10 protein-coding genes are annotated in these 12,426 nt (G+C 36.8%); 7 read left to right on the top strand and 3 right to left on the bottom strand.

All coding sequences use genetic code 11. The features are described from left to right. The first annotated feature begins 184 nt into the window (after nt 1–184). Genes IPH11_02365 through IPH11_02335 form a run of 7 tightly spaced genes read left to right on the top strand, consistent with a single transcriptional unit; the run spans nt 185 to nt 7,497 of the window. Nucleotides 185–1,123, top strand: coding sequence for an ABC transporter ATP-binding protein (locus tag IPH11_02365; GenBank protein ID MBK6912560.1), 939 nt, complete (start codon nt 185–187; stop codon nt 1,121–1,123). Then, complete coding sequence (locus IPH11_02360; GenBank protein MBK6912559.1) at nt 1,120–1,941, top strand: ABC transporter permease subunit; 822 nt, start codon at nt 1,120–1,122, stop codon at nt 1,939–1,941. The genes IPH11_02365 and IPH11_02360 overlap by 4 nt, the downstream gene beginning before the upstream one ends. 1 nt (nt 1,942) lies before the next feature. Continuing rightward, nucleotides 1,943–2,905 carry a hypothetical protein gene (locus IPH11_02355; GenBank protein MBK6912558.1) on the top strand — a complete coding sequence of 321 codons (963 nt, stop codon included), beginning with the start codon at nt 1,943–1,945 and terminating at the stop codon, nt 2,903–2,905. A 3-nt stretch (nt 2,906–2,908) separates the two neighbouring features. Then, nucleotides 2,909–3,844, top strand: a complete 936-nt coding sequence (locus IPH11_02350; GenBank protein MBK6912557.1) for an NAD-binding protein — start codon at nt 2,909–2,911, stop codon at nt 3,842–3,844. A gap of 47 nt (nt 3,845–3,891) precedes the next feature. Further along, on the top strand, nt 3,892–5,088 hold the full coding sequence (locus tag IPH11_02345; GenBank protein MBK6912556.1) for an acetate kinase: 1,197 nt from the start codon (nt 3,892–3,894) through the stop codon (nt 5,086–5,088). 26 nt (nt 5,089–5,114) lie between these two features. Next, complete coding sequence (locus IPH11_02340) at nt 5,115–5,906, top strand: SDR family oxidoreductase (protein MBK6912555.1); 792 nt, start codon at nt 5,115–5,117, stop codon at nt 5,904–5,906. Nucleotides 5,907–5,943: 37 nt separating this feature from the next. After that, nucleotides 5,944–7,497 (top strand): FAD-binding protein, encoded by a 1,554-nt coding sequence (locus tag IPH11_02335; GenBank protein MBK6912554.1) that lies wholly within the window; start codon nt 5,944–5,946, stop codon nt 7,495–7,497. A gap of 254 nt (nt 7,498–7,751) precedes the next feature. On the opposite strand, the gene IPH11_02330 is transcribed toward IPH11_02335, so the two are convergent. The 3 genes from IPH11_02330 to IPH11_02320 all read right to left on the bottom strand — a co-directional run bounded on the left by IPH11_02330 (nt 7,752) and on the right by IPH11_02320 (nt 12,424). Next, entirely contained in the window at nt 7,752–7,907 is a 156-nt protein-coding gene (locus IPH11_02330) for a hypothetical protein (GenBank protein MBK6912553.1), read from the bottom strand. A 124-nt stretch (nt 7,908–8,031) separates the two neighbouring features. After that, nucleotides 8,032–8,769: a hypothetical protein gene (locus IPH11_02325; GenBank protein MBK6912552.1), complete on the bottom strand. Its 738-nt coding sequence runs from the start codon at nt 8,767–8,769 to the stop codon at nt 8,032–8,034. A 94-nt stretch (nt 8,770–8,863) separates the two neighbouring features. Then, the gene (locus tag IPH11_02320; protein MBK6912551.1) at nt 8,864–12,424 is read right to left on the bottom strand and encodes a T9SS type A sorting domain-containing protein; all 3,561 of its coding nucleotides are present in this window, start codon (nt 12,422–12,424) and stop codon (nt 8,864–8,866) included. Nucleotides 12,425–12,426 lie beyond the last annotated feature (2 nt).

Below are 12,426 nucleotides of genomic sequence, written 5' to 3'. Positions count from 1 at the left end.
TATTACTAATGTAAAATTAATAACTATTTGTCAGCTTAACAATTTATTAATATCAAAATCAAAATTTTATATTACCTTTCAATATAAAGTTCAAATATTGTTTCTCACAATTTAAATTATCTTCAAGCTAAAAATCCGTAAATTTGATAAGCAAAATTTTGTCTTTATAAACAATAAATAATCTATGAATGCGGTCGAAACAACTTTACTATCTAAAATTTACAGCTCGAATTATGGCAAAAGCAAAGTAAATGCTTTACAAGAATTGTCACTTAGTGTGGAAAGAGGAAAAATATTCGGTCTTCTCGGTCCTAATGGCGCCGGCAAAACAACACTTGTAAAAATATTGCTTGGAATCACTTTTCAAACTTCAGGCAGCGCAGTTATACTAGGGAGTGATCCCCATAATTATCATTTTAAAAACAGAGTAGGCTATCTCCCGGAAAATCATAAATACCCATCCTATTTAACAGGTTATCAAGTGCTAAAATATTTCGGACGCTTAAGCGGAAAGGATGGGGTAGAACTTGAAAAAAAAATAGATGAACTTCTTGAACTGGTAAAACTTTTACAATGGAAAAAAACAAAAATCAAATCTTATTCTAAAGGTATGATGCAGCGTTTAGGACTTGCCCAAGCGCTTGTTAACGATCCCGATCTTATTTTTTTAGATGAACCAACTGATGGCGTTGATCCAATTGGTAGAAAAGAAATTCGAGACTTGCTTGTGGAATTAAAAAACAGGCAGAAAACTATTTTCCTTAATAGTCATCTGCTTTCAGAGGTTGAATTAATAACGGATAGAGTTGGGATTCTTAATCGTGGACAGCTTTTGCGCGATGGTACAGTTAAGGAATTGACTGAAAGAAAAGAAGAATATGAAATAATGCTCGACAACTTCAGTGGTGGAAATTTTCAGTCAGATATTTCGGGTTTGCAAATAAAAAAGCAAAAGGAAGGGTTAATATCGGTACGTGTTTCATCGCTAATTGAGTTAAATATTTTAATTGATGAACTCCGGAGTAGACAAATATTAATTAAAGAAATTAAACCGCTTCGGACCTCTCTCGAAGATATGTTTATCTCTGTGATAAAAGAGTCGGAAGAAGGAATATCGAAATGAAAAATATTTGGATAGTCTCGCTCGCCACAATAAGAGAAGCATTTGCGCGTAAGGTCTTTATATTTTTTTTGATAGTTACTGTTTTGGTGCTGCTGATAATGATTGGAACTTACAGCATATTAAATGTAGATATGTTGATTGGTTCAATCAACAAAGCAGGAGGCTCTGGTTCAATGAAAGAAATTATTTCTTCATTAGAATTTCTTGTTATATCTCCGCTGGCAGGTTTGTGCATTCTTCTCTCTATTTTTGCCAGCTCAAGTTTTATCCCCACCATGCTTGAAAAAGGAAATATTGATTTACTATTATCCAAACCGATTTCTCGCGATCAATTAATTATTGGAAAATACCTTGGGGGAGTGCTCGTTGTTTTTATAAATATTTTATTGCTAATACTCGGTGTTTGGCTGATCATTTCTTTAAAATTTTCTTATTGGGATTTTTCATTCTTGCTCTCTGCCCTAATAATTACTTTTGCTTTTGCCGTTCTGTACTCAATCATAATATTATTTGGGGTGATGACAAAAAGTTCTATACCTGGAATGATGATTGCATACTTTGTTCTTATAATTCTGAGCCCATTACTTTTAGCCGGCAGAACACAATTTAAACCAATGATCGAAAATGAAATTGCACGAACAGCAATAGATGTGCTTTATTATTGTATCCCAAAAATTTCTGAGCTGATGGGAAATATTTTGTATAATGTTTCTACCGGTCAAGGAATCACAGACTATCAACCTGTTTTGACATCGTTTTTGTTTTTAATTTTAATGTTAGGATTTACGATTTATTTATTTAGAAAAAAAGATTTTTAAGATGAAGTTTTCGGGGATTATATTTTCAACTTTAGCTCTAATTTTTTGTTTTGGTTGTAATAATGAAGATCAGCCTGAATCGCTTACCAATGAACAACTGGAAGCCTTTAATTACATTCCCCACGGATCCGAATTTGTTTTGTTTATGGACCTAAATCAATTAGGTCGAACTGATTTATGGCAGGGGTATTTTAAAAAATCATTAGACGGTTACCAAAAACAAAACTGGCTAAGTGAATTTGAATCCGCCACCGGCATTGGAATGGACGATGGTATTGCTGAAGTTTATGTCGCTACTTCCTGGATAGGCAATAATCTTTTTATCATTCGTTTCGATAAAAATATTGATAAGATTAAAAACTATTTTGAAAGTAGTTTTAGTTCATATCTTAGCAACACAAAAAAAATATATTTTAAAGAAAGTAACCCCTCCGCAGAATATTATATTGCAAATAAGTCGCTGCTTCTTATTGTTAACAATCACGAAACAATTGCCTCAATTACTTCTGATGTTTTTAAATCAATTAAAGAAAATGGTGAAATGATGACTGCTATAAATAATATTCAAAAGAAAAAATATTATTGGATGGTTACAGATAAAGGTAGTTATGCTTCGATTTTAATAAGCCAATTAGCTAATTCAGGTGGAAGTGAAGTTGCAAGAGAAATGTTTAGTTCGATTAAGAGTATTTCACTTTCTGGCTCATTCGAATCAGGTGCAGAGTTTGCTTCGATATGGGAATTGTCAAATGAGAAAGATGCATTTTTATTCTCCGTTGCTATTCGTTCGGCAATAAGTAATTATTCCCCCAAAAATGTCAATGGAAGGATAAAAGAGATTTTAAATAGTATAAAAGTTAAACGGGATAATGATAAAGTTTCATTAGATCTTACAGTTGATCAAAAAGATTTATCGGATATTCAAAATTTATTAAAACAAAAAATGGATCAAAAAACAAGGTGAAATATGAAGGAAGAAAAATTAAAGCTTGAAGACTTACTCGAAAAAACAAATTCGAATGAAGACTCAGAAAGAATAAATAATGTCGCAATCATTGGCGCGGGAATTATGGGCAGGGGTATAGCACAAACCATTGCGGCTGCCGGAATTGAAGTAATCATCATTGAGAAAGATAGTAAATCACTCGACAGAGCTAAGAAAAATTTCTTTGAATCAATTGACCATGAAATAAAGCGATGGGCAATGACTAATTCTGAAAAGCGCGCAATTAATGGAAGGGTTAAGTGGGAAACTAAACTTGATAAATCAATAAACTGCGATCTGATTATTGAAGCAGTTGAAGAAGATTTTGAATTAAAGAAAAAAATATTTATTGAGCTTGATAAGCAGGTAAAGAAAGAAACTATATTTGTTTCAAATACTTCCACGCTTAGCTTAACAAAACTTGCCGGGTCAATTTCCAGAAACGATCAGGTGATAGGTATGCACTTCTTAAATCCAGTGCCCAAAATTCCATTGGTCGAATTGGTAAAATCACTTCATACATCAAATAAAACAGTGGAGAAAGTAAAAATCTTTGCTGCACGAATCGGGAAAACACCTGTTGAAGTTTACGAGTATCCCGGGTTTGTAACTACCCGTGCTATAGTTCCTCTACTCAATGAAGCAATGTATATTTTAATGGAGGGTGTAGCAACTGCAAAAGATATTGATACTGCAATGAAATTAGGATATAATTTTCAGAACGGTCCATTGGAAATGGCAGATATGATGGGACTCGATGAAGTACTCGCCTGGATGGAAACACTTTGGAAAACTCTTGGTGAACCCCGATACAGAGCCTGCCCTGTGCTTCGTAAATTAGTACGTGAAAGAAAACTTGGTAAAAAAACAAATGAGGGATTTTACAAATACGATGAGAACGGGAAAATTATTTCCTGATCACATGAATATTCAACAAATAATTTTTAATAAAGAGAAATGAAAAAATGAAAATCTTAGTTTTAAACTGCGGTAGTTCTTCAATTAAGTATCAATTTATAGATACGGAACAAAAAATTGCTTTAGCGAAGGGATTAGTAGATAGAATCGGAATGACGGGTGCAGTGCTATCACACAAAAGATATAATGACGATGAAATTAAAATCGTTGGTGAAATTCTTGACCACACAATTGCCGTTGAATACGTTTTAGGTGTAATGCTTAGTAAGAATCACGGTGTTATTGAGCAGAAGTCCGACATAGAAGCAGTTGGGCATCGTGTTGTTCATGGGGGTGAGACATTTTCAGATTCGGTTTTGATTAATGATGAAGTTATGAAAGTACTTCACGATAATATTGAGTTAGCGCCGCTCCACAATCCAGCTAACATAAAAGGAATACAGGCGGTAAGCAGAACTCTCCCCGATACACCGCAAGTGGGTGTATTTGATACAGCATTCCATGTTAAAATGCCGCCGAAAGCCTACCTCTACGGAATTCCGTATGAACTTTATAAAAAATATAAAATCAGACGTTATGGATTTCACGGAACTTCCCACTTGTATGTTTCGCAAATGGCTGCTCGAATCCTTGCAAAACCAATAGAAGATTTGAAAATTGTGACTGCCCATCTTGGCAATGGCTGCAGTATGTCTGCAGTTCACCACGGCAAATCAATTGATACCACAATGGGCTTCACCCCCCTTGAGGGATTGCTCATGGGAACAAGAAGCGGTGATCTCGATCCTTCCCTGATCCTTTACATAATGAGCAAAGAAGGTTTAACGCTTAGTGAAGCTGGTACCCTTCTGAATAAACACAGTGGATTAATTGGAATAAGCGGCGAGAGCAGCGATATGCGGGAAATTCTTGCGGCAATGAAGGATGACCAGAAGCGGTCTAAATATGCCTTTGATATTTTTTGCTATAAAATTAAAAAATACCTTGGTGCCTATGCTGCGGCAATGGGAGGGCTCGATGCATTTGTGTTTACCGGTGGTATTGGCGAGAACTCCCCCGAAGTGCGTGCCGAAGTCTGCAAAGATCTTGAATTCCTTGGAATTGAAATAGATGAACTGAAGAATGAGGAAAAAAGGGAGGTGATTTCAACTGATAATTCACGTGTTAAAGTTCTACGCATTCCCACGAATGAGGAACTTGTGATTGCGCTTGATACAGCAAAGATTGTTTCAGAAATAAAATAAAATTCTTTTGATCTTAGAAGGTGATTATGGATTATGGTATTCAAAATAAAACTGCTCTGGTAACCGCCGCAAGTCAAGGTATAGGTAGAGCTGCTGCAGCAGCATTAATGGCTGAAGGATGCAATGTTGCAATCTGTTCACGTTCAAAAGAAAAGTTAGAACAAACTTGCACTGAGATGAAAAATAAATTCGGTAAAGAACCATTCTGGCTTGTCTGTGAATTAAATAATCCTAAAGATATTGAGAGCACTGTTAAAACCGTTACCGAGAAACTCGGACCGATTGAAATATTAATAAACAATTGCGGTGGACCTGTACCCGGGTTTTTCGATGAACTGAATGAGAGCGATTGGGAAGATGCCTATAATCAGGTTTTGATGAGTGCTGTTAGATTTTCCAGGTTCGTTCTTCCTTCAATGATTAAAAGTGAATGGGGGAGGATAGTCAACATCACTTCGATTTCTGTAAAACAGCCGGTTGAAAAACTAATGCTTTCAAATTCATTGCGAAGCGGTTTGATCGGCTTTGCTAAGACGCTTAGTAATGAAGTAGCACGCCATAATATTACGGTCAATAATGTTGCCCCGGGAATGACTTTGACCCATCGCTTGTACGAACTTGCAGTAGTTCGTGCAAAAGATTCAGGAAAATCTCATGAAGAAATTCTTGTTGAAATGGCAAAGCAAAATCCTATGAATCGCCTCGGAACTCCGGATGAAATAGCTTCACTTGTGGCTTTTCTTGCTTCTAAACAAGCAAGTTATTTAACCGGCACAACAATTCAAGTTGATGGCGGCGCTACTAAATCAATGCTTTAATTATTTTTAATTCCTCCTAAATAGAGGACAAGGTAAAATGAAAAAACAAATTGAACTTATAATTTCTCCTGATAAAATAAATGACTTAATGGCAATTAAGTCGGCGGCTGGCAGGGAGTTAAAAATTGAAACAAGCGATGTTACATCCATCATCCCCCTGCGCAGGTCAATTGATGCAAGAAGATATCAGCCCGTTTTTAAATTATTGTGTGATGTTTATATCAACGAACAGCCGCAGATAGTTGAAAGAAATATCCTTTATAAACCTGTAAAAGGAAATAAGAGAATAATTATTGTCGGTTCCGGTCCCGGAGGAATGTTTGCCGCTCTTCGTCTTATTGAACTTGGAATTAAACCTATAATTTTTGAACGAGGTAAAGATGTCCAATCAAGAAGACGAGACTTAAAAGCTATTCAGCAGGATCATATTGTTAATCCCGATTCTAATTATTGCTTTGGAGAAGGGGGAGCGGGTACTTACAGCGACGGCAAACTTTATACACGATCTACAAAGCGTGGTGATATTAAAAAGATTTTGAATATTCTTGTGCAGCACGGAGCCTCGCAGGATATTTTGGTTGATGCTCATCCACATATCGGTTCTAATAATCTCCCGAAAATAGTTCAGACTGTAAGAGATACAATTATCAATTGCGGCGGTGAGGTTCATTTCAATTCGCGTGTTACTGATTTTATTTTAAAAGAAAAAAGAATTATTGGTGTTGTTGCGAATGATAGCGAAGTGTTTTCGGGTGATGCTGTTATTCTTGCAACGGGGCATTCTGCAAGAGATATTTATTATCTTCTTCACAAAAAAAATATTAAGATTGAACCAAAACCTTTTGCGATGGGAGTTCGAATTGAGCACCCCCAGCCTTTGATAGATGAAATTATGTATCATTCAAACATCAGAAGTGAAAATTTACCTGCAGCAAGTTATAACACAACTTGTGACGTAAATGGTAGGGGAGTGTATTCATTTTGTATGTGCCCGGGCGGAATTGTTGTTCCTGCTGCAACTGCTCCGAGTGAAATTGTTGTCAACGGTATGTCGCTTTCACGGCGTGACTCACCGTTTGCGAATTCTGGAATTGTTGTTTCAGTCGGTGAAAAAGACTGGAAGAAATATGAGAATCATTTTCCATTTTCAGGGCTAAATCTGCAAATGGAAATTGAGCAGCTTGCTTTTAAACTTGGGGGTGGTACACAAACTGCACCAGCACAGCGGGTAACAGATTTCATTAATAATAAAATATCTGCAAATCTGCCTGGAACATCTTACATTCCGGGAGTAATTTCTGCACCGCTTCACGAAGCGCTGCCAGAATTTATAGTGCAAGGATTATCAAAAGCGTTGCTGATCTTCGATAAAAAAATGAAAGGTTATTACACTGAAGAAGCACAACTCATTGCTGCCGAAACGAGGACAAGTTCTCCAATCAGAATTCCGAGGGACAAAGAAACATTTATGCACATTGAGATTGAAGGATTATTTCCCTGCGGGGAGGGTGCAGGTTATGCCGGAGGAATTGTTTCTTCTGCAATTGATGGAAAAAATTGTGCAGATGCGGTGATGAAATTTATAAAATAGAAAGAACGGGTTAGAGCTTCTTTAATTGTGTCTAAAGCTGCTACTAAAACTTAAAATAAAATCATTTTTTTCAACTTGTGATTATTTTAGAAGGTTTGACTTTCGTAAAAAGTGAAGTGTTTTAGCTTTTGGCGTGTGATATTTTCCTTCCGATGGGTTTGATTTCGACTTTGGTGGGTGTATTTTTCCTTTTAGCGGACGTATTTTACCAATTGGCGGGTATCATTTTCTTTTTGGCGGATGATATTTTTCTTTCAGCGGATGACATTTTCCTTTCGGCGGGTAGGATTTTCTTTCTGGCGGGTGATGTTTTCATTTCGGCGGGAGTATTTTTCTTCTTTCCGGGTGAATTTTCCTGTTTGCCGGATTAAATCTAACGAGGCTGTCTCAACAGTAATTTTTACTGTCACACTGAGCCCGTCGAAGTGTGAATTCACTACATAAAGCCAGTTTTCGACAAGTTCAGACTGACAAAATTAGACTTTTGAGACAGCCTCGTTTTAATTGGATGGCTGGATTTTTAGCAATCGTTTTTTATGATTTTGGTCTTTTGAATTTGATGCCGCTGATTTGTTTGTATTGCGGGCTTGTGGCTCCGAAAACACTTTTTACGTATTTTTTCACGTCTGCTGCTATGTCAACTAATCCAGTGGTTTGGGTGTAGAGTATTGTGTCTCTTGCAATGCGGGCGTTGCTGATTGGTGTGAATGTATTTACTACTGTTGTGTTTAGAGTGTTAAGGGAGGTGTATAGTGCAGTTAGTGAAACGGTAGTCAGGTCAACTTCGTTTGGAGCATAAGCCGGTTGTGCGGCTAATAGTTGTATGAGTTTGTTGAAATTGAAAATACGATTGTCATAACTCATTTGCGAAGCAGAGATGCTGTTCTGGCTTTCGTCTTCGGGGGTGTTGGGATCGTCCTGCTGTTTTGGTTTTGCACGCTTGCCTTGAATTTTTCTTGCGTAGGATTTAGCATCTGCGACTGTTTGTGCAGGCACATCGCTGGAGTCAAGTGAGTTGATAATGCGAGTTACGAGCCTGCTGAGTGGCTCGAAGGCAATTTCACGGGCGTTTACCGCATTGGTATAGGCAGGTGTTGCAGCGGTAAGGGTATCGAGTGAGTTTTTGGCGTTTGTGAAGAGCGTATTTAGAGCGGGCAGTTTAATTGATGCTTTGTTGGGGTTGTAGCTTGCGCCGTAACCGGTGCAGAAGGAAATAAGGTCTTCAAAGTTAGCTGTGTTTTTTGCGTGACCTGTTTCAGAAGTTGAAGCCATTGGGTGCCTCCATTTGTGTTTGGTTGATTGTTAGTTATTTGAACCCCTCCTTAATCCTCCCCTTTATAAAAGGGGAGGAAATAGGAAGGAAAAATTATTTCAAAAGCAAAAGTTTTTTTGAAGCAGTAAAATCATTTGATTTTATTGAGTAGATATAAACTCCGCTTGCAAGTTTGCTTGCGTTGAAGTTTACTTCATACCTGCCTTCATTCTTAAATTCATCAACAAGTGTAGTTACTTCTCTTCCGAGGATGTCGAAAACTTTTAGAGTTACGTTTCCGGCATTAGGAATTTGATATTTAATTGTTGTTGAAGGATTGAAAGGGTTGGGGTAGTTTTGGGAAAGTTCGTACAAGTCAACCTTTAAACTACCTTTGTAAATTATTTCGGTTGGAATTTGTTTTCCTAAAACATTTTCGTCTGATAGCATTTGAGAAATGGAATATTCAGGGTTAAAATTGTTGTCAGTTACAAGTTTCAATCTGACTGTTCTGTTTCCTATTCCCTCAGTATTTACCCGATATGAAATATTATCATACAGTTCAAGATTTGTTTTACTGAAAACAACATCATCAAACTGCCCGATTATTTCATCGGTAACATCGTCAATCAATTCAACTTTGAAATTGATATACTCATTTTCACCCAGCAAGTTATATGCGGTTAGAGAATCTGTTGTACCGTATTGAACTGTATAATAAAAGGGGGAATTATCCGTTACTTGAAAAGAATTACTTGTGAAATATTGATTTAGAATTTCTTTGCTTTCAATAGTTACAGAATCCGGTATTTCAACAAAATCTATTGTTTGATTATCAATCACAATATCGCCAATTGCAAAATAGAATTGTGCTGTATCAATATAGACAACCCCTTCCCTGCCTGTGTTTATTGAAAGTGATGTAATTTTATTCATCGGGTTCATAATATCATTAATCGAATTTGATTGAGTAAATTTATATGGTAATGATCCGGCATCGTAGATCATTCCATACATATTATCCAGATCATTGCCGTTACCTATTTTTAGATAATCACCTGTAATTCCGAAATTAAATATTTGAGACAAATTATTTTCGCTGGTTACAAATTTATTCGAGCGTGAATCAAATTGGCTCCATCCCAGCACATAATTTGAATGTTCATTCCGTTCAAGACTTACGGAGTTTATATGATGACCAAATCTGTTATACGTATTGTTATCAAGATGTTTTAGGATAGTTTTATATTCAAGGGTGCTTTGATTCTGTTGTTCCATATATCTTGAACCAATCCAGCTAATCTTCGGAATGTCATTGAATTCAATTATTGAAGGTTTGAAATTGTACAGATAACCGCTTCCACTTGAAACCAATTGTTTAGTTGAAGTCACAAGTTGGTTGAATGAGCCTGAAGTTAACTTTTCATAGTAAACATCGTTTCCTTCATTCCAGGCTAAATGAAACGTTATAGGATCAGCAGTGAGTGAAGCACATAGTGTTGGGTTATAAGAACCTAAAGCAGAGTTAGAAATATTACCCGTGTCGTAAAGCTGCCAGACTCCATTAGAGTTCCAATAACCGTATGCATATTGTAATTTTTTCCCGACTCCGTCTTTTATAGTTTGCCAAACAACCAAGGTGTTTCCATTTTGGGCACAAGCAACTACCGGGTTGGAATAAACATAAGTCGAATTTAATGGATCAGTGGTTGATATCTCGGCTGCGTATTGAGAGGTGACGCCATCAACAAAGTTTCTTATACAAACAACATCATTTTTATTTGGCTCAAGCGGGTCGAGGTAATCAACTGCGTAAGCCAATACTTCGTGAACAACAGGAGCATTGTAAAATGACATTGAAGGGTTTTTGAATACCACATTATTAATCGGGGGATATTCAGAATGAAGCAATTCCCAGTTTTGCCCGGTATCTGTACTGCGCTCATACCAAACCCCCTCCATACTTGCATAAAAAGTGTGCAGATAACCATCCGGAGTTCTAATAAATTTTCTCTGCCCGTTTTGCGAGTAAGTGTAAATGTAATCTGAAAGCTGCGTGCCTTTAAGCACGGCTTGCGCTGAAGCATTGGCAGTACCAAAAACTACACCTGTTTCGTTACTGTTTGCATCCTCAAATTGCACGTCTGTCCCTGTCCAGTTCATAAAATAAAATTTATGGTTAACTCCGTTTATTGGAATGGTTTGTTCTTCATCTACTTTTACGGAGTAGTAGGGCGGGTTCCATAATGGTGGACCGCTTTGATCTAAGAAGATGCCGCCATAAGTATTTATGGTTGTATTGAAAATATAGAATGGTGAGTTATAAAATTTGAATATGTCTGATTGGAACCAGTTATCATTCTGATCTTTGTAGTAGAACCAGGGGTCCCTAAGTTGAACTTGCCCGCCGCTGATGGCTATGCCTTCTAATAGGTTTTTGATATTGGCTGGTTCGGTTGAAGTGAAGTTTGAACTAAGAGTTGAGGGAGTATTCAAATCTACCGCGAAAGAGTGATTAAGTACATCATCTGTAGCTGCGGGGCTACCTAACTCCCAGAACTTATGTTTTTCCGTTTTACTTGTTAATTGAAAATCAATAATGAAGGGAAGTTCATTGGTTCTGATGACACGATCATTTTGATCATCAAGAGTTAAAGCAATGGTTTCTCCTGAAACCAAAAAATTTTCTTTATTTTCATCTAGAATTAACCTACCATAATCTTCAGTGTTTTCGATATCATTGGAAAATGTAACTTCTTTCCCTGGATGGATAATTATGCTTTTAGAAACACTATTATTATTGTAGTCCACTACATCAACTATCAATTCAATATCATTTGAACTTGACATGGTGAAACCTACCTGATAATCATCACCATATTCTGCACTACCATAAAAATAAAAATATAAATCGGAAATACCGGGTATATCTATAAAAAAATAATCATTGGGACCGGATACCTGACTATACCAAGTCTCAGAATCTACTTCATGCCATCTCCAGTTAAATTGGTATGCCTTCGCAACGCCTCCAAAAACATTTGCTGTGTAAGTTGCAGTGTTATTTAGTTCAATTGCTTCAGGACCTTCTATGAAAACTTCAAAAACATCAGGAGAATAAATTTCCGGTTCCGTAACAAAATCGCTCCATTCCCCGGTAGAAAAAATATCAGACTCAGAACCATCAAAGTTCATTACAAAATCTGCACCTCCATCGCCAATATATACTGTACTTGAAGGCGGTTGTATTTGTACATGCCAGCCTTCACCGTTTTCGTCAAACGTCCAAACATCGTGATATTTATTAACCCATTTTGGGTAGTCCACATGATTATAAATGATATATGGAATTGGGCCTTCATTAGCGATGTGCTCAGTGTCAAACGCCATATACCAAACCAAATCTTGGGTGCAGTTACTAGCAACATAAATTGGGAATGCTGCTATGGGTGGATAATTATCTACTTTAACAAAAAATGGAGAATCGTGTACTATTCCAAATTCATCTCCGCTTCCGACTTTTACTGGGATGTGAGATGTGCCACTTTTTTGCCAGGCATGATCTAATACATCAGTCATTTGTGGACATTGAGATTGAGCTTCAGTTTCTAATGTCAATCCGTACAAAAGCATCATAAAAAGAACTATAAATAGTGTTGGTAAAATATGTTTCATTT

Source organism: Ignavibacteriales bacterium (genome assembly GCA_016709155.1).
Classification (GTDB): domain Bacteria; phylum Bacteroidota; class Ignavibacteria; order Ignavibacteriales; family Ignavibacteriaceae; genus JADJEI01.
This window is presented reverse-complemented; position numbering and strand designations above follow the sequence as displayed.

Excerpts from the sequence above, each read along its gene's own strand:
- IPH11_02365 (MBK6912560.1), top strand. The coding sequence starts at position 185 with ATGAATGCGGTCGAAACAACTTTACTATCTAAAATTTACAGCTCGAAT.
- IPH11_02360 (MBK6912559.1), top strand. The coding sequence starts at position 1,120 with ATGAAAAATATTTGGATAGTCTCGCTCGCCACAATAAGAGAAGCATTT.
- IPH11_02355 (MBK6912558.1), top strand. The coding sequence starts at position 1,943 with ATGAAGTTTTCGGGGATTATATTTTCAACTTTAGCTCTAATTTTTTGT.
- IPH11_02325 (MBK6912552.1), bottom strand. The coding sequence starts at position 8,769 with ATGGCTTCAACTTCTGAAACAGGTCACGCAAAAAACACAGCTAACTTT.
- IPH11_02340 (MBK6912555.1), top strand. The coding sequence starts at position 5,115 with ATGGATTATGGTATTCAAAATAAAACTGCTCTGGTAACCGCCGCAAGT.
- IPH11_02350 (MBK6912557.1), top strand. The coding sequence starts at position 2,909 with ATGAAGGAAGAAAAATTAAAGCTTGAAGACTTACTCGAAAAAACAAAT.
- IPH11_02345 (MBK6912556.1), top strand. The coding sequence starts at position 3,892 with ATGAAAATCTTAGTTTTAAACTGCGGTAGTTCTTCAATTAAGTATCAA.
- IPH11_02320 (MBK6912551.1), bottom strand. The coding sequence starts at position 12,424 with ATGAAACATATTTTACCAACACTATTTATAGTTCTTTTTATGATGCTT.
- IPH11_02335 (MBK6912554.1), top strand. The coding sequence starts at position 5,944 with ATGAAAAAACAAATTGAACTTATAATTTCTCCTGATAAAATAAATGAC.